This window comes from Streptomyces sp. NPDC032198, from assembly GCF_040636975.1.
Classification (GTDB): domain Bacteria; phylum Actinomycetota; class Actinomycetes; order Streptomycetales; family Streptomycetaceae; genus Streptomyces.
Genome location: NZ_JBEZVL010000013.1, coordinates 211,850 through 233,666, shown reverse-complemented (window position 1 = coordinate 233,666; position 21,817 = coordinate 211,850). Strand labels below are relative to the sequence as shown.

General features: G+C 70.3%; 17 protein-coding genes. 6 read left to right on the top strand and 11 right to left on the bottom strand.

The window, feature by feature from the left end:
* The first annotated feature begins 31 nt into the window (after positions 1-31).
* The 3 genes from AB0E78_RS31565 to AB0E78_RS31555 are packed head-to-tail and all read left to right on the top strand — an operon-like array spanning position 32 to position 3,322.
* On the top strand, positions 32-1,012 hold the full coding sequence (locus tag AB0E78_RS31565; protein ID WP_361839862.1) for a sugar ABC transporter permease: 981 nt from the start codon (positions 32-34) through the stop codon (positions 1,010-1,012).
* A gap of 7 nt (positions 1,013-1,019) precedes the next feature.
* Positions 1,020-1,901: a carbohydrate ABC transporter permease gene (locus AB0E78_RS31560; RefSeq protein WP_361839674.1), complete on the top strand. Its 882-nt coding sequence runs from the start codon at positions 1,020-1,022 to the stop codon at positions 1,899-1,901.
* Between the two features lie 56 nt (positions 1,902-1,957).
* On the top strand, positions 1,958-3,322 hold the full coding sequence (locus tag AB0E78_RS31555; RefSeq protein WP_361839672.1) for a GH1 family beta-glucosidase: 1,365 nt from the start codon (positions 1,958-1,960) through the stop codon (positions 3,320-3,322).
* A 134-nt stretch (positions 3,323-3,456) separates the two neighbouring features.
* Here AB0E78_RS31555 and AB0E78_RS31550 read toward each other — a convergent pair whose 3' ends face one another.
* The 3 genes from AB0E78_RS31550 to AB0E78_RS31540 all read right to left on the bottom strand — a co-directional run bounded on the left by AB0E78_RS31550 (position 3,457) and on the right by AB0E78_RS31540 (position 6,344).
* A complete protein-coding gene (locus tag AB0E78_RS31550) occupies positions 3,457-3,903 on the bottom strand; it encodes an SPW repeat protein (RefSeq protein WP_361839670.1) in 447 nt (148 codons plus the stop codon).
* A gap of 114 nt (positions 3,904-4,017) precedes the next feature.
* Positions 4,018-5,904 carry an ABC transporter ATP-binding protein gene (locus AB0E78_RS31545; protein WP_361839667.1) on the bottom strand — a complete coding sequence of 629 codons (1,887 nt, stop codon included), beginning with the start codon at positions 5,902-5,904 and terminating at the stop codon, positions 4,018-4,020.
* On the bottom strand, positions 5,901-6,344 hold the full coding sequence (locus AB0E78_RS31540; RefSeq protein WP_361839664.1) for an NUDIX domain-containing protein: 444 nt from the start codon (positions 6,342-6,344) through the stop codon (positions 5,901-5,903). Before AB0E78_RS31540 ends, AB0E78_RS31545 begins: the two co-directional genes overlap by 4 nt.
* Before the next feature lie 338 nt (positions 6,345-6,682).
* Here AB0E78_RS31540 and AB0E78_RS31535 point away from each other — a divergent pair, with 338 nt between their 5' ends.
* From AB0E78_RS31535 to AB0E78_RS31525, 3 genes are read left to right on the top strand one after another with little or no spacing between them, the layout of a single operon-like run.
* Complete coding sequence (locus AB0E78_RS31535) at positions 6,683-7,363, top strand: ABC transporter permease (RefSeq protein WP_361839859.1); 681 nt, start codon at positions 6,683-6,685, stop codon at positions 7,361-7,363.
* Entirely contained in the window at positions 7,360-8,040 is a 681-nt protein-coding gene (locus tag AB0E78_RS31530) for an ABC transporter permease (protein WP_361839661.1), read from the top strand. Before AB0E78_RS31535 ends, AB0E78_RS31530 begins: the two co-directional genes overlap by 4 nt.
* On the top strand, positions 8,037-8,999 hold the full coding sequence (locus AB0E78_RS31525) for an ABC transporter substrate-binding protein (RefSeq protein ID WP_361839658.1): 963 nt from the start codon (positions 8,037-8,039) through the stop codon (positions 8,997-8,999). The genes AB0E78_RS31530 and AB0E78_RS31525 overlap by 4 nt, the downstream gene beginning before the upstream one ends.
* 16 nt (positions 9,000-9,015) lie before the next feature.
* Here AB0E78_RS31525 and AB0E78_RS31520 read toward each other — a convergent pair whose 3' ends face one another.
* The 8 genes from AB0E78_RS31520 to AB0E78_RS31485 form a co-directional block, all read right to left on the bottom strand.
* Positions 9,016-10,179 carry a betaine/proline/choline family ABC transporter ATP-binding protein gene (locus AB0E78_RS31520; protein ID WP_361839655.1) on the bottom strand — a complete coding sequence of 388 codons (1,164 nt, stop codon included), beginning with the start codon at positions 10,177-10,179 and terminating at the stop codon, positions 9,016-9,018.
* Between the two features lie 22 nt (positions 10,180-10,201).
* Positions 10,202-10,855 (bottom strand): LUD domain-containing protein, encoded by a 654-nt coding sequence (locus AB0E78_RS31515; protein WP_361839653.1) that lies wholly within the window; start codon positions 10,853-10,855, stop codon positions 10,202-10,204.
* Positions 10,855-12,339 (bottom strand): lactate utilization protein B, encoded by a 1,485-nt coding sequence (locus tag AB0E78_RS31510; RefSeq protein ID WP_361839650.1) that lies wholly within the window; start codon positions 12,337-12,339, stop codon positions 10,855-10,857. The genes AB0E78_RS31515 and AB0E78_RS31510 overlap by 1 nt, the downstream gene beginning before the upstream one ends.
* Entirely contained in the window at positions 12,336-13,097 is a 762-nt protein-coding gene (locus AB0E78_RS31505; RefSeq protein WP_361839647.1) for a (Fe-S)-binding protein, read from the bottom strand. The genes AB0E78_RS31510 and AB0E78_RS31505 overlap by 4 nt, the downstream gene beginning before the upstream one ends.
* 65 nt (positions 13,098-13,162) lie before the next feature.
* Entirely contained in the window at positions 13,163-14,737 is a 1,575-nt protein-coding gene (locus AB0E78_RS31500) for a rhamnulokinase family protein (protein ID WP_361839644.1), read from the bottom strand.
* Positions 14,738-15,339: 602 nt separating this feature from the next.
* A complete protein-coding gene (locus AB0E78_RS31495; RefSeq protein ID WP_361839857.1) occupies positions 15,340-17,397 on the bottom strand; it encodes a bifunctional aldolase/short-chain dehydrogenase in 2,058 nt (685 codons plus the stop codon).
* 5 nt (positions 17,398-17,402) lie between these two features.
* Positions 17,403-18,572 (bottom strand): L-rhamnose isomerase, encoded by a 1,170-nt coding sequence (rhaI, locus tag AB0E78_RS31490; protein WP_361839642.1) that lies wholly within the window; start codon positions 18,570-18,572, stop codon positions 17,403-17,405.
* A 33-nt stretch (positions 18,573-18,605) separates the two neighbouring features.
* Positions 18,606-21,803, bottom strand: a complete 3,198-nt coding sequence (locus tag AB0E78_RS31485; protein ID WP_361839639.1) for an alpha-L-rhamnosidase — start codon at positions 21,801-21,803, stop codon at positions 18,606-18,608.
* Positions 21,804-21,817 lie beyond the last annotated feature (14 nt).

The following is a 21,817-nucleotide window of genomic DNA, read 5'->3' as shown; positions in this document are numbered from 1 at the left end:
ACCGACCACGCCGAGCACCCCGGTCACGACCATCGTGCAGGGTGGCAAGGAGCCGTCCGGGAGCGCCCCGGAACCGGGGCGCGGCCCGCGCCGCCGTCCCGGGCGGCTCCGCCGCATCAGCCTCCCGTACCTCCTGCTGCTCCCCGCCCTCCTCCTCGAACTCCTCGTGCATCTGCTGCCGATCGTCGTCGGCATCTCGATGAGCTTCAAGGAGCTCACCCAGTTCTTCATCCGCGACTGGGGCGCCGCGCCCTGGTCGGGCCTGGACAACTACAAGGTGTCGGTGGACTTCGACGCACCGGTGGGCGAGGCGCTGCTGCACTCGTTCCTCGTCACCTGCGCGTTCACGGTGCTCTCGGTCGGCCTGTGCTGGCTGATCGGGACGACCGCCGCGATCTATCTGCAGGAGACCTTCAAGGGACGTGGCTTCCTCAGGGCGCTCTTCCTGATCCCGTACGCACTGCCCGTGTACGCGGCGGTGATCACCTGGGGCTTCATGTTCCAGCGTGACAACGGCCTCATCAACCATGTGCTGCACGACCAGTTGGGCCTCACCGACAGCGCGCCGTTCTGGCTCATCGGTGACAACAGCTTCTTCGCGCTGCTCACCGTGTCGGTGTGGAAGGGCTGGCCGTTCGCCTTCCTCATCATGATGGCGGGGCTGCAGAACATCCCCAGGGAGATGTACGAGGCGGCGGCGCTCGACGGCGCCGGCATGTGGCAGCAGATCCGCCGCATCACGCTGCCGTCCCTGAAGTCCGTCAACCAGGTCCTCGTGCTCGTCCTGTTCCTCTGGACGTTCAACGACTTCAACACGCCGTACGTCCTGTTCGGCAGATCGGCGCCCGAGGCCGCGGACCTGATCTCGATCCACATCTACCAGTCCTCGTTCGTCACCTGGAACTTCGGCACCGGTTCCGCCATGTCCGTCCTTCTGCTCCTGTTCCTGCTCGCGGTGACGGGCGTCTATCTGTGGGTCACGTCGCGCGAGAGGAAGTCCGCTCATGTCTAGCGTCCGCATGGCTTCGCTGCCTCGCGGGGCCGCGAAGCCCCGGTCGCCGATGGCGGCACCCCGCTCGTTCCTCTGGTCTCGGCGGGTCTTCCTCACCCTGCTCACGGGCTTCGTGCTCCTCCCGGTGTTCGTGATGGTGTCCAGCTCGCTCAAGCCCCTGGAGGACGTGTCGGGCAAGTTCCGCTGGATGCCGAGCGGGTTCACGATCCGCCCGTACATCGACATCTGGAAGACCGTCCCGCTGGCGAAGTACTTCATGAACTCGCTGGTCGTGGCGGGCGCGGCCACCGTCTGCTCGGTGGTGATCGCCGTCTTCGCCGCCTACGCCGTCAGCCGCTACCAGTTCCGCGGCAAGCGCGTCTTCACGGTGACGGTCCTGTCCACCCAGATGTTCCCCGGCATCCTGTTCCTGCTGCCGCTGTTCCTGATGTACGTCAACATCGGCAACGCCACCGGGATCGCCCTGTTCGGCTCGCGGGCCGGCCTCATCCTCACCTATCTGACCTTCTCGCTGCCCTTCTCCATCTGGATGCTGATCGGGTACTTCGACTCGGTGCCGCGCGATCTGGACGAGGCGGCGCTCGTCGACGGCTGCGGGCCCATCGGCGCGCTCTTCAGGGTCGTCGTCCCCGCCGCGATCCCCGGCATCGTCGCGGTCGCCGTCTACGCGTTCATGACCGCATGGGGAGAAGTGCTCTTCGCCTCCGTCATGACGAACGACGCCACCCGCACTCTCGCCATCGGCCTCCAGGGCTATTCCACCCAGAACGACGTCTACTGGAACCAGATCATGGCCGCCTCGCTGGTCGTGAGCGTGCCGGTGGTCGCGGGCTTCCTCCTGCTCCAGCGCTATCTGGTCGCCGGCCTCACTGCCGGAGCCGTCAAGTGACCCATCCCCTTGCCGCCACCCCGTCGGGTGCCACCACCCCGTCTGAGAGGACGTCCGTGTCCGAGCTCATCGACCTTGCCGCACTTCCGCACGACTTCGCGTGGGGCACGGCCACATCGGCGTACCAGATCGAAGGGGCCGTCACGCAGGACGGCCGTTCGCCCTCGATCTGGGACACCTTCTCGCACACCCCTGGAAAGATCGACAACGGCGATCACGGTGACGTGGCCTGCGACCACTACCACCGCTGGCGCGAGGACATCGCGCTGATGAGTCAACTGGGCACCAACGCCTACCGCTTGTCCCTGGCCTGGCCGCGCGTGGTGCCGGGCGGGGACGGGCCGTCCAACGCCAAGGGCCTGGACTTCTACGACCAGTTGATCGACGGGCTGCTCGAAGCGGGCATCACGCCGTCGGTGACCCTCTACCACTGGGACCTGCCGCAGGTGCTCCAGGACCGCGGCGGCTGGCCCGAGCGGCAGACCGCCGAGCACTTCGCGGCGTACGCGTCCGCCGCCGCCGAGCGCTTCGGCGACCGCGTCACCCAGTGGGCGACGCTGAACGAACCCCTCTGCTCGGCCTGGATCGGCCACCTCGAAGGGCGGATGGCACCGGGCCTGACCGACCTGACCGCCGCCGTCCGCGCCTCGTACCACCTGCTGCTCGGGCACGGTCTCGCCACCCAGGCCATTCGCGCCGCGGCGCCCGGCGCGCAGATCGGCATCGTCAACAACCTCTCCACGATCGAGCCCGCGAGCGACCGCCCCGAGGACGTCGCCGCCGCCCGTCGCGTGGACGGGCACACCAACCGCTGGTGGCTCGACCCGGTCCACGGCCGCGGCTTCCCCGCCGACATGCGGGAGGTCTACGGTGTCGAACTCCCCGAGCGGGCAGGAGACTTGGCGGCCATCGCGCAGCCGCTGGACTGGCTGGGCCTGAACTACTACTTCCCGGCCGTCGTCTCCGACGACCCCGCAGGACCCGCGCCCTACGCCCACGAGGTGCGCCGCGAGTCAGTGCCCCGGACCGGCATGGACTGGGAGATCGACGCGAGCGGCATCGAAACGCTCCTGTTGCGCCTGACGAACGAGTACGGGGCGCGCAAGCTGTACGTCACCGAGAACGGCTCGTCCTACCCCGACGTCGTACGCCCCGACGGAACCGTCGACGACCCGGAGCGGACCGACTACCTGATTCGGCATCTCGCCGCCTGCGCGAGCGCCGCCCGCAAGGGAGCGCCGCTGGCCGGGTACTACGCGTGGTCGCTGCTCGACAACTTCGAGTGGGCCTACGGCTACGACAAGCGGTTCGGCCTGGTGCACGTCGACTACGAGACGCAGCGCCGCACCGTCAAGGGCAGCGGTCTGCGCTATGCCGACATCATCCGCGGCCACCAGGGACGCGTGAGCCGCGCCGCCTGACGCGACGCGGGCACGCCCGTTTCCGCACATCCTCACATCCGCACAGCCGACAGCGGCTCCCGGCTCTCCGCCGATCCGGGGGCCGCTGCGGCGTCCTTGCCCCGCCTTCCCTGGGCTTCCTTCACCTTCTTCGGTCAGGTCGTGTTCGTCCTCCGGCCTTCCTTCGCCGCCGCTGCGGTGCACACGAGGCCCAGCAGGAGGGTGAGGCCGCCGATGATGACGTTGGTGAGGATGACGCCCATGTCCGGGCTCGTGCCGACGATCCACGGCGACACGATCATCCAAACGCCCATGGCGCACATGGCCCAGCTCAGGCTGTACATCCTGGCCGGAGCGACGGTGAACCCGAGGCCCAGCAACCCGATCGCGATGCCCATGATGAGGTTGTGGGTCGTGAGGACGGGCTGGTTCGCGGTGAAGTGGACCACCCATGGGGAGATGGCACAGAAGAGACCTGTGAGGAACACAGGACCGTCCACGAGTGCCACATCGTGTCCACCGAGAACGCGGGCGTAGCGATCCCGCATTTCGGATACGTCAGGGTGAGCGGCTATGTCTCCCCTGTGTGAGACGTCGGCCATGAGACTCGTCTCCTCTGCTTGGTGCAGGCCTGATCACCTCGCGCGGCGGGATGTCGCGCATATCCATTCTGCTCTTATTTTTTCCTTATGTGTAGTTGAGGGGGGTATGTGGTTCTACCGGTCCTTCGAGAGGGCGAGCAGCTCGGCGAACAGGCCACCTCCGTGGGCCAGCTCCTCGTAGGGCCCCTGTTCCGTGATCCGCCCGTCGCGCATGACGACGATCCGGTCCGCCACCTTGGTGTTCTCCAGCTGGTGCGTCACGACGACCGTGATCTGGTCCGCGGCGGTCGCCTTGAGCGCGTCGAGTACGTCGCGCTCGCCCCGGACGTCCATCTGCGAGGTCGGCTCGTCCAGGATCAGCAGGGGAGGGCGCCGGTAGAGCGCCCGGGAACAGGCGAGCCGCTGCCACTGACCGCCGGAGAGCTCGCTGCCACCGAAGAGCTCCCGGGCCAGCAGGGTGTCCAGGCCGCCGGGCAGCTCCTCGATCGCGGTGCGCATGCCGACCGTGTCGAGGGCGTCCCACACCGGTCCGTCGTCGGCCGTGCGGGGCTGGCCCAGCGTGACGTTCTCCCTGGCCCGCAGCGGCCACTGGGCGAAGTTCTGCGGGACCAGGCCCGTGCGGGCCCAGACGGTGTCCGGGTCCGCCGCGGCGAGATCGACTCCGTCCCAGGTCACCGTCCCCTTGTCGGCGAGGAAGATGCCGGTGATCAGGCGCGTGAGGGTGGACTTGCCCGAGCCGTTCTCGCCGACGACGGCCACGATCTCGCCACGGCGCAGGGTGAGGGAGACGTGGTCGACGGCGGGTGTGTCCTTGCCGGGATAGCGATAAACCGCTTCGTCGACGCGGACCTCCGCCACCTGGGCCGGGGCCGTCAACTCCCCTCGCCGGGGCGCCAGTCCGTGGGCCAGGTCGAGGAACGACCGCATGTCGGCGAGGTAGAGGCTGGTGTGGAACATCGCAGCGCCGTGGATCACCACCTGGGAGAGCGCGGCCAGCGACGTCTGCACGGCGACGACCGCCGTGGCCGCGGCGGCGAGATCCACGCGCCCCGTCACGGCGAGCCAGGCGAGGGTGGCCCAGGTGCCGACGAGGAAGACCCCGCCCAGGGCCGAACTGGCCAGGACGATGCGCAGCATCCGTGGCGCGGCGGTCAGCGTGCGCCGGTCGATACGGGCGGACAGGGTCCGGTACCAGTGCAGCAGGTACCCGGACATCCCGTTCGCGCGCACCTCGTCGCTGTACTTCGGGGTGGTCGACCACCACCGCATTACCTGCCGCACGGTGCGGTCGCCGACGTTCGCGTAATGCGTCTCGTAGGTGACGCGTGCCGAAAGGACCGCCCCGGCCCCGGCAGGCACGACCGCGAGGACGAGCAGCGGGAACATCAGCGGATGCAGCACGGAGAGCACGCCGCCCGCCGTGACCATGCGGAGCAGGGATGCCGTGAACCGCGTCGCGTCCTGCACCATCAGGTGGCTGCGGGTCACCCCCGTCTCGGCCGCCTCCTGCCGATCGGTGAACCCCGGTTGCGCGTACGCGGAGGCCTCGGCCCGGCATACCGCCTCGACCAGGGCGCTGTCGGCATCCGTCGTCAGGCGCGGGGTGATGCGCCCGTCGGCGTACGAGGAGAACGCGGTGGCGGTGCGGGTGACGGCGGCGGCGACGGCGATGACCGCGAGGGCGGGCAGCGCCGAGCGCAGGCGCTCGGCGGCCGGACCACTGCCGACGAGGGGCTGCATGGCCGCGGCGGTGAAGGCGAGCTGCACGGCCGCACCCGCGCCGCCGAGGAGCTGGCAGACCAGGAGCAGGAGCACGGCCCGCCGGTCGGTGTCCCAGGCCATCCGGGTCGTCCGGGCCAGGACGGACGGCAGCCGCGAGCACATGTGCCGGAAGGAGGCCTCGCCGAGCGGATTCTTGCCGGGGTTCCCCTCGAACTTGAGCTCTGCCGGCGGGGGCGGGGCCGGCATGGACGGGGGCGTCGTCATGCGGGGCGCGGTCATGCCGACCACCCCATCTCCGTGTACGTGCGGCCGGCGGCGATGCCGGTCAGGGCGACCGCGGTGTAGTCCACGAGCGGGGAGGGCAGGGCGGAGTAGGGCCACCACTCCAGGGCGGTGCAGCGGTCGGGCTCGCGGATCGCGGGGGTGCCGGTGTGGGCGAGGACGTGGAAGAGGAGCTGCATCCGCGCGCGGCCGTCGTCGCCGTCGCGATGGTGGACGATGTGCACGAGCCGGAGATCCTGCTCATGGATGGTGACGCCGAGCTCCTCGTGCGCCTCGCGCACGGCGCACCCGGTGGCGGACTCCTGTTCGAGATGACCGGCCGGCAGGTGCCAGGTCGCGGGGGCGTAGGCGGAGCCGGGCGAGCGCAGGCCGAGCAGCACCCTGCCCGCCCGCTCGAACACAAGGTGAACACCGACAATGTTGGCGTGCAGTTCCAATGGGGCTCCCTGGCGGCTTCGGTACGGACAGACGCTCGGGAAACCGCGCCGCGTGGTGGTACGTAACGGTGACGCGGGAGCGATGTGTCGCCCTAAAGTTCGATGCCGCACGATGAGGGCCGCAGAGAGCCGCAGAGGGCCGCATCGGTGGGCCGATAGGCCGTGATCTTGCGTTCGATTCACTCTGGCGGATCGAACCACCCGATCCGGGGATTGCCGCTGCGGTGCCCCGGCGCTCGTACGGGCGAATCCGCGGTGAACCGGTGGCGAACCGGCCCTACGCCCGTACGGGCCACCAGAACGCGCCGACCCCCGCCGCCGCCCGCTGGAATGGACACGTGACCGCGCCCCCGGACGACTGCCTCGCGCGCAACGAGTGGATCTGCGGTGAGTACCTGAGCACCCGCCGCCAGATCATCGTCGACGCGGTCCTCCAGCATCTGGAGCTGACCGCAGTCTCCGTCCTCATCGCGCTCGTCATCGCCGTGCCGCTCGCCGTCGCCGCCCGCCGCTGGGCCCTGGCGTCCGGTCCCGTCCTGGCGCTGACCACGGTCCTCTACACGATCCCCTCGCTCGCGATGTTCTCGCTGCTGCTCCCCGTGTACGGCCTCTCCGCGTCCCTCGTCGTGGCGGGACTCGTCCTGTACTCACTGACGCTTCTCGTCCGCAACATCCTGGCCGGGCTGCGCGCCGTCCCCGAGGACACCCGGCAGGCCGCCCGCGGCATGGGCTACGGGCCGATCCGGCTGCTGCTCACCGTCGAACTGCCGCTCGCCCTGCCCGCCGCCATGGCGGGCCTGCGCATCGCCACCGTCTCCGCGGTCTCCCTCGTCACGGTCGGCGCGATCGTCGGCTTCGGCGGCCTGGGCAACCTCATCTACGCGGGCATGAACACCTACTTCAAGGCGCAGGTCCTGACCGCCTCCGTGCTGTGTGTCGTCATCGCCGTACTGGCCGATCTGCTGCTCCTCGGCGTGCAGCGGATGCTCACTCCGTGGACGAGGGCGGTCCGCTCATGAACACCCTCAGCGATGCCTGGCAGTGGCTCACCGACTCGGCGCACTGGGCGGGTGACGACGGCATCTGGCACCGGCTCACCCAGCACCTCGTCCTCACCGTGGTGTGCTTGATCCTGAGCTGCCTGATCGCGCTGCCGGTCGCGCTCGTGCTCGGCCACCTCGGCAAGGGCGGCGCCCTCGCGGTCAACATCTCCAACGTCGGCCGCGCTGTCCCCACCTTCGCGGTCCTCGTCCTGCTGCTCCTGACCCCCATCGGACGGTGGGGCGAGGGGCCCACCGTCGTCGCGCTCGTCCTGTTCGCCGTGCCGCCGCTGCTCACCAACGCGTACGTCGGCATGCGCGGGGTCGACCGCAGCGTCGTCCAGGCCGCGCGCGGCATGGGCATGACGGGACGGCAGATGCTGTGGCGGGTCGAACTGCCGCTCGCCATGCCGCTGGTCCTCAGCGGGGTGCGGATCGCGGCCGTGCAGCTCGTGGCCACCGCCACCATCGCGGCGCTCGCCGGAGGCGGCGGGCTCGGCCGGATCATCACGGCGGGCTTCAACCTCGCGAGCACCCCGCAGGTGGTGGCGGGCGCCGTACTGGTCGCCGTGTTCGCGCTGATCGTCGAGGGGCTCTTCGAGATCGGCGAACGGCTCGCCCCCGGATGGGCGCGGGGGAGAGGAAAGACCGGATGAGGCGGAGTGTGGACCGGGGGGTGGGACGGGGTACGGCGGTCGCGGCAGGTCTCGCGCTGCTGCTGGCCGGCTGCTCATCGGGGCCCTCCCTGGAGACCCAGGGCGAGGTGACGGCGCCACCCGGGGACAGCCATCACCTGGTCGTCGGTTCCGCGGGCTTCACCGAGAGCGATCTGCTTGCCCAGATGTACTCCCTGCTCCTGCAGAAGGCCGGATACAGCGCGGAGATCCTCTCCGTGGCCAACCGCGAGCTGTACGAACCCGCCCTGGAATCCGGTCAGATCGACGTCGTCCCCGAGTACGCGGCGACGTTCGCGGACTGGCTGAACGCCAAGAAGAACGGCGCGGACGCGAAGCCGGTCGGCTCGCCCGACCTGGAGGCCACGATGAAGGCCCTGCGCGGCCTCGCCACCCCACGCGGCCTTACCGTCCTCGATCCGGGCAAGGCCGTCGACCAGAACGCGTTCGCCGTCACCGCGCCCTACGCCCGGCAGCACCGCCTGAAGACACTGAGTGACCTCGGCACATCCGGCCTGAAGGTACGCCTCGCCGCGGGCGACGAATGCGTGCAACGCCCGTACTGCGAGCCCGGCCTGAAGAAGGTCTACGGCATCGACATCGCCTCCGTCGACCCCAAGGGCGTGGGCACGACCCAGGCGAAGAAGGCCGTGCAGAGCGGGCAGGACCAGATGGTTCTGACCACGTCGACGGACGCCACGCTCGACAACTTCGGCCTGGTCCTGCTGAAGGACGACAAGAAGCTCCAGAACGCCGACTACATCGTCCCGGTCGTCAACCGCTTCCGCGCGGGCAGCGAGGGCGTGTCCAAGGCACTCGGCCGCCTCAACTCCGTACTGACCACGGCGGACCTGGCGTCCATGAACGAACAGGTCGACAGCTGGCGCAGACTGCCCCAGGACGTGGCACGCACCTACCTGGAGGAGAAGGGCCTGCTGTGACGCCCGCCGCCCCGGTTCAGGCGTCGGCCACCGAGTCGAACTCCACCTGATCCCGGGGCACGCCCTGTGCGTCCGCGTCCACCGAGCGGCGCAGCGCCTCATGCAGCTTCGCCGGGGTCAGGACGCCGAGGAAGCGGGCCCCGTCGAGCACCGCGACCCAGCCCGCGTCGTGCTGGAGCATCACGCCGAACGCCTGCTTCAGAGGGGCGCCCACCGGGACCCACGCCTTCATGCGGTGGGCCAGGTCGCCGACTCTGCGGCCCTCTGCGGCGAGGGCCACCTCGTCGATGCCGACCCAGCCGTGCAGATCTCCGCCCGTGTCCAGGACGACGCCCCAGCGGGCATCCTCCTCGCGCAGCCGGGCCGCGGCGTGCGCGGCGGGTTCGTCGAGACGGACCACCGTCGGCTGCTCCAGATCGTCCGGCAGGATCTCGGTGACCGAGAGACGCTTCAGGCCCCGGTCGGCGCCCACGAACCCCGCCACGTACGGCGTCGCCGGGGTGCCGAGCACCGCCCCGGGGGTGTCGTACTGCTCGATGCGCCCCTGCCCGTACACCGCGATCCGGTCACCGAGCCTGACCGCCTCCTCGATGTCGTGCGTGACCAGGAGAACCGTCTTGCGGACCGTCGCCTGCATCCGCAGGAACTCGTCCTGCAACTGTTCGCGCACCACCGGGTCGACCGCCCCGAACGGCTCGTCCATGAGGAGTACGGGCGGATCGGCGGCCAGGGCACGCGCCACGCCGACGCGCTGGCGCTGCCCGCCGGACAACTGCTCGGGGTAGCGGGAGCCGTACGTCTTCGGGTCGAGGCCCACCAGATCGAGCAGCTCGGCGGCCCGTGCCCGTGCCTTCGCCTTCTTCCAGCCGATCAGCGCGGGGACGGTCGCCGTGTTGTCGAGGATCGTCCGGTGCGGGAAGAGCCCCACCTGCTGGATGACATAGCCGATACGGCGCCGAAGGCGGACCGGGTCGACGTCCGCGATGTTCTCGCCGTTCACGAAGATGCGGCCCGCGGTCGGCTCGATGAGGCGGTTCACCATCATCATCGTGGTCGTCTTGCCGCACCCGGACGGTCCGACGAGCGTGACCAGTTCCCCCTCGGCGACCTCGAAGGACAGCTCGTCCACGGCCCTCGTGCCGTCCGGGTAGCGCTTGCTCACCTGCTCGAACCGGATCATGCACTCACGCTAACCGCGGCCTTCAGACTCCGCTCACCAGCACCACCTCCAGGGTGCGCGGGCCGTGCACGCCCTCCACCCGGTCCAGTTCGATGTCGCTGGTGGCGGACGGTCCCGAGATCCAGGTCAGCGGGCGGGCGGGATCGAGCCGTTCGAGTGCCTGCGGGACCGAGGAGACCACCTGGTCACGGACCCGTACGACACAGACGTGGTGATCGGGGACGAGCGTGATGCGCCGACGGCCCTGGTCGGGGCTGCCGTCCAGGACGATCGTGCCGGTCTCGGCGACGGCGACCGCGCAGCCGGTGACGACGCTGTCGACGTCGTCGAGCTCGTGCGGGGTGCTTGTGGCGCGGTCGGGAACGAGGGCCGCGTCGGCGGCCGCGAGCCAGTGCTGCGGCAGGCCGGGCGGCACGAGCACGGTCCGCGCGTCGCGTGCCGCGAGCAGCCGCGTGAGCAGCTCGGGCAGCTCCTCGTCCGTGCAGCGGTGCACGAGCGCGCGGTAGTCGGCGAGGTTCTCCGCGAGCAGCTCGACGGTCTGCTCCGCGGTGCGGTCGCCGTGCTCGCGCAGATAGTCGCGGGGGACAGCCCGCTCGTAGACGTACGCCTCCTTGTCGTCCGGGATGTCCGCCAGCGCCCGTCGGACGCGGCCCAGGATCTGGTCCCTGCTGCTCACTACTCGCCGCCCCTCTCGGCTTGGCCGCCATTCGTACGCCGCCACCAGTCACGGAACGGTTCGGCGGGCACCTTCGGCAGATCCCGCGTCGCACTCCAGGCCTGCCCCGGTCCGGGAAGCGTGCGCGGATGGAGCCGCCGGGTTCCGGACGCCAGCCGCTGTCCGGCCCGCAGCGCCCCCGGGCGGCCGAACGCCCAGCCCGCCGCGCGCATCGCCGCCCGCTCCGCGGCATGCCCCTTCGCGGGCCGCAGCGTCGCCCTCGTGCCGTTCCGTGTCACCTCGCCGCCCTGGACCACCCGCTCACGCAGATGGACGAGGACTTCAGGGATGTCGATGGCCACCGGGCACACCTCGTAACAGGCGCCGCAGAGCGACGACGCGTACGGGAGCGAGGCGTCGATCTCGCTCTGGGTGCCGCGGAGTTGAGGGCTGAGGATCGCCCCGATGGGGCCGGGGTACACCGAGCCGTACGCGTGGCCTCCGGCCCGTTCGTACACGGGGCAGACGTTCAGGCAGGCCGAGCAGCGGATGCAGCGCAGGGCCTGGCGGCCCACCTCGTCGGCGAGCGTGTCGCTGCGGCCGTTGTCGAGGAGCACGAGGTGGAAGGTGCTCGGCCCGTCCTCCTCGGACGTGCCGGTCCACATCGACGTGTACGGGTTCATCCGCTCGGCCGTCGAGGAACGGGGGAGCGTCTGGAGGAAGACCTCCAGGTCTCGCCAGGTCGGCACGGTCTTCTCGATGCCGACGACCGAGATCAGCGTCTCGGGGAGCGTCAGGCACATACGGCCGTTGCCCTCCGACTCGACGACGACCAGGGTGCCCGTCTCCGCGACCATGAAGTTCGCCCCGGAGACGCCGACCTTGGCGCGCAGGAACTTCTCGCGGAGGTGGAGACGGGCGGCCTCGGCGAGCTCGGCGGGTGTGTCGGTGAGGCCGTCGGGGGCGGGCCGGCCCCACTCGCTCATCTCGCGCGCGAAGATCTCGCGGATCTCCCCGCGGTTGCGGTGGATGGCGGGCACCAGGATGTGCGAGGGACGGTCCTTGCCCAACTGCACGATGAGTTCGGCGAGGTCCGTCTCGTACGCGTGGATGCCCTCGGCCTCCAGCGCTTCGTTGAGGCCGATCTCTTGCGTGGCCATCGACTTGACCTTCACGACCTCGCTCTCGCCGGTGGCCTTGACCAGCGCGGTCACGATGCGGTTCGCCTCGTCGGCGTCCGCGGCCCAGTGCACGGTGCCGCCCGCCGCCGTGACCAACTCCTCCAACTGGACCAGATGACGGTCGAGATGGCGCAGCGTCTCATCCTTGATCCGCTTGCCCGCCTCGCGGAGCTGCGCCCAGTCGTCCAGCTCGGCGACGGCGCGGGCCCGCTTGTCGCGGATGGTGTGCGTGGCGTGCCGCAGATTGGCGCGCAGCGTCTTGTTGCCCACCGCCTCGCGGGCCGCCGTGGGAAAGGCGGGCATGCCGACGAACGTGCCGCTCATACGAGGGGCTCCTCTTCCGTGCTCGCAAGGATCTCCGCGATGTGGACCGGGCGCAGGCCGCTCTTGAGGCGCGACATCGTGCCCCCGATGTGCATCAGACAGGAGTTGTCCGCCGCGCACAGGGCGTCGGCGCCCGTCGACTCGGCGTTGCGCACCTTGTCCGTGCCCATGGCCGCCGAGACATCGGAGTTCTTCATCGCGAAAGTACCGCCGAAGCCGCAGCACTCGTCCGCGCCCGGGAGCTCGATCAGCTCCAGGCCCTTGACCGCCCGGAGCAGCCGGGTGGGGCGGTCGCCGAGGCCGAGACTGCGCAGACCGTGGCAGGTCGGGTGGTACGTCACCGCGTGCGGGTAGTACGCGCCGACGTCCGTCACACCGAGGACGTCCACCAGGAACTCGGTCAGTTCGTACGTCTTGGGCACCACGGGTGCCAATGTCGTCGCCAGGCCCTCACCGCGCCCCTCGGCACGGGCCCGTTCTCCCATACGGGGGTACAGCTCGCGGACCATCGCACCGCACGAACCGGACGGCGTCACGATCGCGTCGTACTCCTCCGAGCCGAAAACATCGGAGAAATGACGGGCGAGCGGCTCTGCCTGGTGGCGGTAACCCGTGTTGTAGTGCGCCTGCCCGCAGCAGGTCTGCGCCATCGGGAAGTCGACCTCAACTCCCAGCCTGGTCAGCAGTTTCACCACAGCGCGGCCCGTGTCGGGATAGAGCGTGTCGTTGACACAGGTCAGGAACAGAGCGACACGCATCGCGGGTTCCTCCTCGTCGATCATCGGATGGTTGCAGCGTATGCGCTACGCGCGATTTGCGGGAGTCATGCTGCCGGGACGCGTCGCGACGCCTCATCCCACGCCGCGCGGCTCGCCGTGTCGCGGGTCGGCTCGTACCGCGTCAACTGCTGGGTGCGGGCCAGCAGGGTGCGCATCTCGTGGCGGTCCCGCAGGAGTCCCTGAGCTCTCGCCTGCACGAGTACGTTGCCCAGCGCGGCCGCTTCCGCGGGTCCCGCGACCACGGGCAGCCCGCAGGCGTCCGCGGTCAGTTGGCACAGCAACGTGTTGCGGGCGCCGCCACCGACTATGTGGATCACGTCCACGGTCCGGTCCGCGAGGCGCTGGGCGCCCTCGATGGCCCGGCGGTGCGCCAGGGCCAGGGAGTCGAGGATGCAGCGTGTCGTCTCCGCGGGGGTACGGGGGGCGGGCTGACCGGTGGCCTCGCAGGCCTGGGCGATGCGGCGCGGCATGTTGCCGGGGGGCAGGAAGGCTGGGTCTGCCGCGTCGACGAGGGAGCGGAGGGCGGGGGAGCGGGCCGCTTCGCGGAGGAGCGCTTCGAGGGTGCCTGTGCCTTTGGCTGGGCCGGTGGTTGTGTTGGTTGTGGTCGATCCTGTGGTTTCCCAGGTGCGTTGGCATTCCTGGAGGAGCCACAGGCCCATGATGTTGCGCAGGTAGCGGACCGTGCCGTCTATGCCCAGCTCATTGCTGAAGTTGGCTTCGCGGCTCTCCTCCGTGCGGATGGGGGCTGGCAGCTCCAGGCCCGCCAGTGACCAGGTGCCGGTGCAGATGTAGGCGAAGTTGTCGGTCGTGGCGGGGACGGCGGCGACGGCCGACGCGGTGTCGTGCGAGGCGACCGTCGTCACGGGGGTGGGTGCGGTGAGGCCGGTGTCGTCGAGGACCTGGGGGAGCAGGTGACCTGCCGGGGAGCCAGGGTGCCGCAGGGGAGGGAACAGTCCCAGGTCGACGCCGAGGAGCGTCGCCACTTCGTGGGACCAGTCGCCGGTTCCGGGGTCCACCAGCTGGGTGGTGGAGGCGTTGGTCAGTTCCGTGCCGAGCTCGCCCGTCAGCCAGTACGTCAGCAGGTCCGGAATGAGCAACAGGTGCTGTGCGGATGCCAGTTGAGCGGACTCCTGGGCGGCGATCAGCTGGTACAGGGTGTTGAAGGGGGCGTACTGGATGCCTGTCGTGGCGTAGAGGTCGGTGGGAGGGAGGGTCGTCCACGCTTTGGCGGCGATGCCTTCGGTGCGGGAGTCCCGGTAGTGCACCGGGTTGCCGAGGAGGGCGCCGTCCGCGTCCAGCAGGCCGTAGTCGACGGCCCAGCCGTCGATGCCGATGGAGGTGAGGGGGGTGGCGGAGCCGGAGCTGGAGCCTGCGGCGCGGAGGCCGTCGAGGATCCCGGCGTACAGGGACAGGACGTCCCAGTGCAGGGTGCCGGCGGTGCGGACGGGGCGGTTGGGGAAACGGTGTGCTTCTTGGAGGGTGAGGGTGTCGGGTCCTGCCTCCGCCACCATGACGCGTCCGCTGGAGGCGCCCAGGTCGATGGCGGCGAAGCGGTGTGGTGGGCGGGGGGTGCGGTGCTGGCTGGGTCGGGGGTTCAGGTTGAGGTTGAGGTTGGGCATGGGGGCTCGCAGGGGTTGAAGGTCGGTGCGGGTGCGGGTGCGGGTGCGGGTGCGGATGCGGGTGGGCTCAGGGCCGGGGCCGGGGCTGGGGATGCAGGGAGGCGGGGACGGGTGCGGGTGCGGGTGCGGGTGCGGTTGCGTGTGCGGGAGCGGTTGCGTGTGCGGGAGCGGTTGCGTGTGCCGGTAGTCGGTGGGCGCGTCGTGGCTCGTGGGGCGGGGCCGCGCCGGTATGTCCGTCCTCGCTATCTCGGTTTGAGCGCATCGGTACTTCGGCCCCGGAGTCCCTCTTGCCGTGCTCCGGGCAGACATACCGCCACGTCCCCTCCGGCCGGATCCGCGGCTGCGGGTCGGAGGGACTTCCGGGATTCCCTGGAAGCCGCGCCGGCCCCGCAACCACCCATCCGGCCGGGGTTGGAGAGGGTCTCCGAGGTTCCCTCGGCCGGAGGGGCGGCTGAGGGAACCCGGGCGGTCCTCCTCGGCTGGCCCCACGTCGGCGCCGTGCCCTTCCGGCGGGTGGGTGGGTAGACGGGCGGCGGCCCGCTTGGCTGGGTCGGCCCCCTCCGGTGCGGGTGCGCTGCTGATGGCCGGAGGGGAACGCGGTGTTACCTGAGGAACGCCGCCGCGACGCCCGCGTCGACGGGTATGTGTAGGCCCGTCGTGTGGGTCAGGTCGCCTGCTGTGAGGGCGAAGACCGCGTTGGCCACGTGCTCGGGGAGTACCTCTCGCTTGAGCAGGGTTCGTTGGGCGTAGAACTCGCCGAGGTTCTCCTCCTCGATCCCGTACGTCGCCGCGCGCTGCGCGCCCCAGCCGCCCGCGAAGATTCCCGAGCCGCGGACCACGCCGTCCGGGTTGATGCCGTTCACCCGGATTCCGTGCTCGCCCAACTCGGCTGCGAGGAGGCGGACTTGGTGGGACTGGTCTGCCTTTGTGGCGGAGTACGCGATGTTGTTCGGGCCCGCGAACACCGCGTTCTTGGACGTGATGTAGATGATGTCGCCGCCCAGCGCCTGCTCGCGCATGAGGCGGGCCGCCTCGCGGGAGACGAGGAAGGAGCCGCGGGCCATGATGTCGTGCTGCAGGTCCCAGTCTCGGGCCGTCGTGTCGAGCAGGGGCTTGGAGATGGAGATGCCCGCGTTGTTCACCACCAGGTCGACTCCGCCGAAGGCGAGGGCCGTGGCGGCGAAGGCGCTGGTGATCTGCTCCTCGGACGTGACGTCCATGGGGATGGCTATGGCTTTGTCGGGGCCGCCCAGCTCCTGCGCCACGGCTGCCGCGTTCTCGGCGTTCAGGTCCGCCACCGCCACGCACGCGCCCTCCGCGACCAGGCGGTGCGCGATCGCCTTTCCGATGCCGCTGCCCGCGCCGGTCACCAGGGCGATGCGGGTGGCCAGGGGCTTGGGGCGCGGCAGGCGTTGGAGCTTTGCCTCCTCCAGTGGCCAGTATTCGATGCGGAATTTCTCCGACTCGTCGATCGGCGCGTAGCTGGAGACGGCTTCGGCGCCGTGCATGACGTTGATGGCGTTCACATAGAACTCGCCCGCCACGCGGGCCGTCTGCTTGTCCTTGCCGAAGGAGAACATTCCTACGCCCGGGATGAGGACGATCGCCGGGTCGGCGCCGCGCATCGCGGGTGAGGTCGGGTCGGCGTGGCGGGTGTAGTACGCGGCGTACTCCTCTCGGTATGCGGTGTGCAGCTCCTTGAGCCGGGTGATGGCCTCCTGGAGGGGTGCGGTGGGGGGCAGGTCGAGGACCAGGGGCCTGATCTTCGTGCGGAGGAAGTGGTCGGGGCAGGAGGTGCCCAGGGCCGCCAGGCGCGGGTGTTCCGTGGCGGCCAGGAAGTCGAGGACCGTGTTCGTGTCGGTGAAGTGGCCGACCTGGGGGCGGTCCTGCGAGGCCAGTGAGCGGATGTGCGGGGCCAGTTCGGCCGCGCGGTGGTGGCGTGCGGCGGCGGGGAGGGGGGCGTACCCGTCCAGCGCCGGGCCGAACGGGGCGGGCTTTCCCCGCTCGGTGAGGAACGCCTCCGCCGTGCGGATGATGTGCAGCGAGTTGCGCTCGCACTCGTCGGCCGTGGCGCCCCAGGCCGTGATGCCGTGACCGCCCAGAACGCAGCCGACGGCGTCGGGGTGGGCCGCCTGCACGGCTGCGATGTCCAGGCCCAACTGGAAACCGGGTCGCCTCCACGGCACCCAGGCCACCGTGGGGCCGAAGCACTCGGCCGTCAGTTTCTCGCCGTCCACGGCGCAGGCCAGAGCGATGCCCGAGTCCGGGTGCAGATGGTCCACGTGCGGCGCGTCCACCAAGGCGTGCATGGCGGTGTCGATGGAGGGTGCCGCGCCGCCCTTGCCGTGCAGGCAGTAGTCGAAGGCGCCGACCATCTCGTCCTCGCGGTCCGGGCCGCCATACACCTCCTTGAGCGCGTGGAGGCGGTCCAGGCGCAGGACCGCCAGGCCTTCCTCGGTGAGGGTGCCCAGGTCGCCGCCCGAGCCCTTGACCCACATCAGCTCGGTGTCCGCGCCCGTGACCGGATCGGGGGCCGTGCCCTTCGCCGACGCGTTGCCGCCCGCGTAATTGGTGTTGCGTGGGTCGGCGCCCAGGCGATGGGCGCGGTCGAGGAGTTCCCTGACCCGTGCGTGCTGCGCATGCTGCGCGTGCCGTGTCATGTCGCTCATGCCCCCCATCCGGCCTGCTCGCCGCCCACGCGGTCCTTGACGATCTGCTCCTGCCAGCCTGACTGCTGATAGGCCCTCATGGGATCAGGGTCGAGCCCCGACTCCTCCCTGACTTCTGCCAGTAGGGGCCGGACGTCGGTGTTGAACGCGTCCATCATGGCCGCGTTGGCGGCCAGCACGTCGCCGGTCCGCTGGGCCGCGGCCAGGGTGTCCGCGTCGACGAGGAGGGCCTTCGCCGTGGCCTCCTGCACGTTCATCACCGAGCGGATGATCGCGGGGATCTTCGCCTCGATGTTGTGGCACTGGTCGAGCATGAACGCGATGTCCGAGGTCAGGCCGCCGCCCCGGACGACCTCGTACATGATCCGGAAGAGCTGGAAGGGGTCCGCTGCGCCCGCCATCAGGTCGTCGTCCGCGTAGAAGCGCGAGTTGAAGTCGAATCCGCCCAGGCGGCCCTCGCGCAGGAGGGTCGCGACGATGAACTCGATGTTGGTGCCGGGCGCGTGGTGGCCGGTGTCGACGACGACCTGCGCCTTCGGCCCGAGCTTCAGGCAGTGCGCGTAGGCGGTGCCCCAGTCCGGGATGTCCGTCGCGTAGAAGGCGGGCTCGAAGAGCTTGTACTCGATGAGCATGCGCTGGTCGTCGCCGAGACGGTCGTAGGTGGTCCGCAGGGCCTCCGAAAGGCGGTCCTGGCGGGCGCGGAGATCGTCCTGACCGGGGTAGTTGGTGCCGTCGGAGAACCACAGCTTCAGGTCGCGCGAACCTATCGCGTCCATGATGTCCACGCACTCCAGCAGGTGGTCGAGCGCCTTGCGCCGGACCGCCGGGTCCGGGTTGGTGACCGAGCCGAGTTTGTAGTCGTCGTCCTGGAAGACGTTGGCGTTGATCGCGCCGAGCGTCACGCCGCGCTCGGCGGCGTACTCCGCGAGGGCCGCGTAGTCGTCGACCTTGTCCCAGGGGATGTGCAGGGCCACCCTGGGCGCCACGCCCGTGTGGGCGTGCACCCGGGCGGCGTCGTCCAGCTTCTCCCGGGTCGTGCGGGGGACGCCTGGCTGCGCGAAGACCTTGAAGCGCGTACCGGAGTTGCCGTACGCCCAGGAAGGGGTCTCCAGGGCCTGGGTGGTGAGTGCCGCTTTCACGGCTTCCTTGCTGGTTCCGGCGGTCATCGCGCAGCCTTCCGAAAGAGCGGTCGGGGTGGGTCAGTTGGAGAATCGGTGCGTGCCGGAGGCGGCGGCGAAGACGGCGCAGCCGTCCTCCATCCGCAGGAACTCCGCCGCGTCGTGCGTCACTTGCGCGCGCTTGTCGGCGGGGATCCACACCTCCGCCGTGGTGTTGGCGGGCAGGGTCAGGGTGAGGCGGAACCCTTCGTCGTCCGTCTTCCAGTGGGTGGTGACCGGGCCGTAGAGGGCGTCGAAGCTGCCCTGGGCCTCGGTCACGCCGCCGCCGGGGCGCGGGCGGACGAGGATCTTGCGGAAACCCGGATCGGCCGGTGCGATGCCCGCGATGTTGGCGTACATCCACTCGCCCACCGAGCCGTAGGCGTAGTGGTTGAAGGAGTTCATGCCGGCGTCCTGGAAGCTGCCGTCGGGCTTGATGGAGTCCCAGCGCTCCCACATCGTCGTGGCGCCCTTGTCGATCTGGTAGCCCCAGCTGGGGAAGGACTTCTGGACGAGGAGGCGGTAGGCGACATCCGTGTGACCGGTGGCAGTCAGGACGGGGAGCAGCCGCGGTGTGCCCAGGAAGCCCGTCGAGAGGTGCCAGTCCTTGGACTTGATGAGCTCCACCAGGCGGGCGGCCGCCGGTGCGCGGTCGCCGTCGGCGAGCAGATCCATCGACAGGGCCAGGACGTACGCGGTCTGCGTGTCGCCCTTCACCCGCCCGCCGTCGCTCACGTACGCCGCGCGGAAGGCGTCACGGACGCTGCCGAACAGCTTCTTGTACGGGGCCGGGTCCTTGCCCAGTGCCTCGGCGGCCTGCGCGACCAGGTCGGCGCTGTGCGCGAAGTAGGCGGTGCCGATGACATCCTTGGGAGTCTCGTCCTGGATGTTGAGCCAGTCTCCGTAGCCCTCGGCGGGGCGCAGATACCCCGAGCTGTGCTTCTCCAGGTAGTCGAGCCACTTCAGCATCGAGGACCAGGACTGCTCCAGGACGCGTTGGTCGCCGTACGCCTGGTACAGCGCCCAGGGCACGGTCACTCCGGCGTCGCCCCAGCCGGCCACGCCCTTGCCGACCGTGCCGACGAACGGTGCCACGTCCGTGAAGGCGCCGTCGTCGGACTGGCCGTCGCGCAGGTCGTCGAGCCACTTGGTGAGGAAGCGCGCCGACTCCATGGTGTACGCGGCGGTCGGCGCGAAGACGTTGATGTCGCCGGTCCAGCCGAGGCGCTCGTCACGGGCGGGGGTGTCGGTCGGGACGGAAAGGAAGTTGCCGCGCTGGCCCCAGGTGATGTTGCTGTGCAGTTGGTTGAGCATGGGGACGTTCGTCTTGAAGTCCATCGTGAAGGGCGCAGACGTGTGGATCACGCGCCCCGTCACCGCGTCGAGCGGCGGCTTGCCCGGGTAGCCCGTCACCTCCACATAGCGGAAGCCGTGGAAGGTGAACCGCGGCTCGTACGTCTCCTTGCCGCCGCCCTTGAGCGTGTACGTGTCCGTGGCGCGGGCGGACCGGAGATTGGTGGTGTAGACCGTGCCGTCGGGGTTCAGGACCTCGGCGTGGCGCAACTGGACCTTCGTGCCCGCCTTCCCGGAGACAGCGAGGCGGACCGCGCCGACCATGTTCTGGCCGAGGTCGAAGACGAAGACGCCGGGCTTCGGCTCAGTCACCTTCCGGGCTGATATCTCGCTCTCCACGCGCGTGTGCCCGTCGATCTGGGCCACGACGGCAGCCTTGACCTTGTCGACGGCGTCCGCCGTGACCCACTTCGAGTCGTCGAAGCCGGCGCGTGTCCAGCCCGCGGTCTCCAGGCGGGCGTCGTAGTCCTCGCCCGACAGGAGGTCGGCGGCGGTGACCGGGCCGGTGGCGGCGCGCCAGTCGGTGCCGGACAGCACGCGGTCGGTGGAGCCGTCGGTGTACGTGACCTCCAACTGGGCCAGGAACGCCGGTCGTTCGCCGTACTGATGCGGGCCGAACATACCGACGTTGCCCGCGTACCAGCCGACCGCCACCGTCACGCCCAGCGCGTTGGCACCGGCCTTGAGCTGCTTGGTCACGTCGTACGTCTGGTACTGGACCCGCTTGTTGTAGTCGGTCCAGCCGGGTGCCAGGCGGTCGTCGCCGACGCGCTCGCCGTTCAGCCAGGCGTCGTAGAGGCCGAGGGCCGTGGAGTACAGGCGGGCCCGTGCGACGGTCCTGCCCGGCCGGAGGCGGAACTCGTGGCGCAGTTGGGCGGCGGGGCAGTGGTTGGCGGCGACCTTCCCCCAGGGGCCCGAGCCCCAGGCGGCGAGGACCTTGGCGGCAGCCCAGGAGCCGTCGTCGTACCCCGCCGACTCCCAGTCGCCCGAGGGCTCCTTGTCGGTGGTCTTCCACGTGCCGTCGGTGGTGACGGTGCGCTTGCCGTCGGCGGTCGTCAGCTCCAGCAGCCCGAGCAGACCCGCGGGCCCGGTCGTGGCGTTGGTGGCCGAGACGGCGATGACCGCGGCGCCTGCGCGGAGCTGCCCGGTCAGGTCGAGGACCGCGGGGCGGCGCCAGTTGTCGGCGGCGCTGTCCGCTTCGGTGTGCGCCACCTGCGTGCCGTTCACATACGCGGTGTAGCCGTCGTCCGCCGTCATGACCAGCCGCGCCCTGGTGACCCCTTCGGGGACATCGACGCGGCCACGGAACCAGCGGGTGGCGGCCGGCGCGCTGGTCGCGGGGTCCCCCTCGGGGAACCAGATCCACGAGGCGCCGTCCAGGGTGGGCGCGCCGACGAGGGAGGCGGGCGCGCCGATCCAGCGCGCCGTCCAGTCCTTCGCCGCGGAGAGCCCGGTCTCCCACCAGGAGGCCTCGCTCCACTCGGACGCGTTGCCCGCGGCGTCCCAGACGCGGACCGACCAGTAGTAGCGCGTACGGGACTTGAGGTCGGGGCCCGCGTACGGGACCAGGACGGAGTCGCCGGACGTGACCTTGCCGCTGTCCCAGACGTCGGGCTTCGTGAGGCGGTTCGCGGCGGTGGCCACCCGCACCTGGTAGGCGGTCTGCGCCTGGCCCTCCTTGCTGGACGCCAGGGGCCAACTCAGCCTCGGGCGCGGCACGTCGAGCCCGAGCGGGTGTCTCACGTACTCCACGGTCGGTCTGGTCACGCGGAGGCCCCGGCCCCCGACGGAGGGGGCGGCGACGGCCGCCGGAACGGCCCCGGCGGCCATCGCCGTTCCCAGGGCGGCCGTGGCGGTGGTGCTGAGCAGTCGTCTTCTGCTGATCACAATTCGGCTCCGTA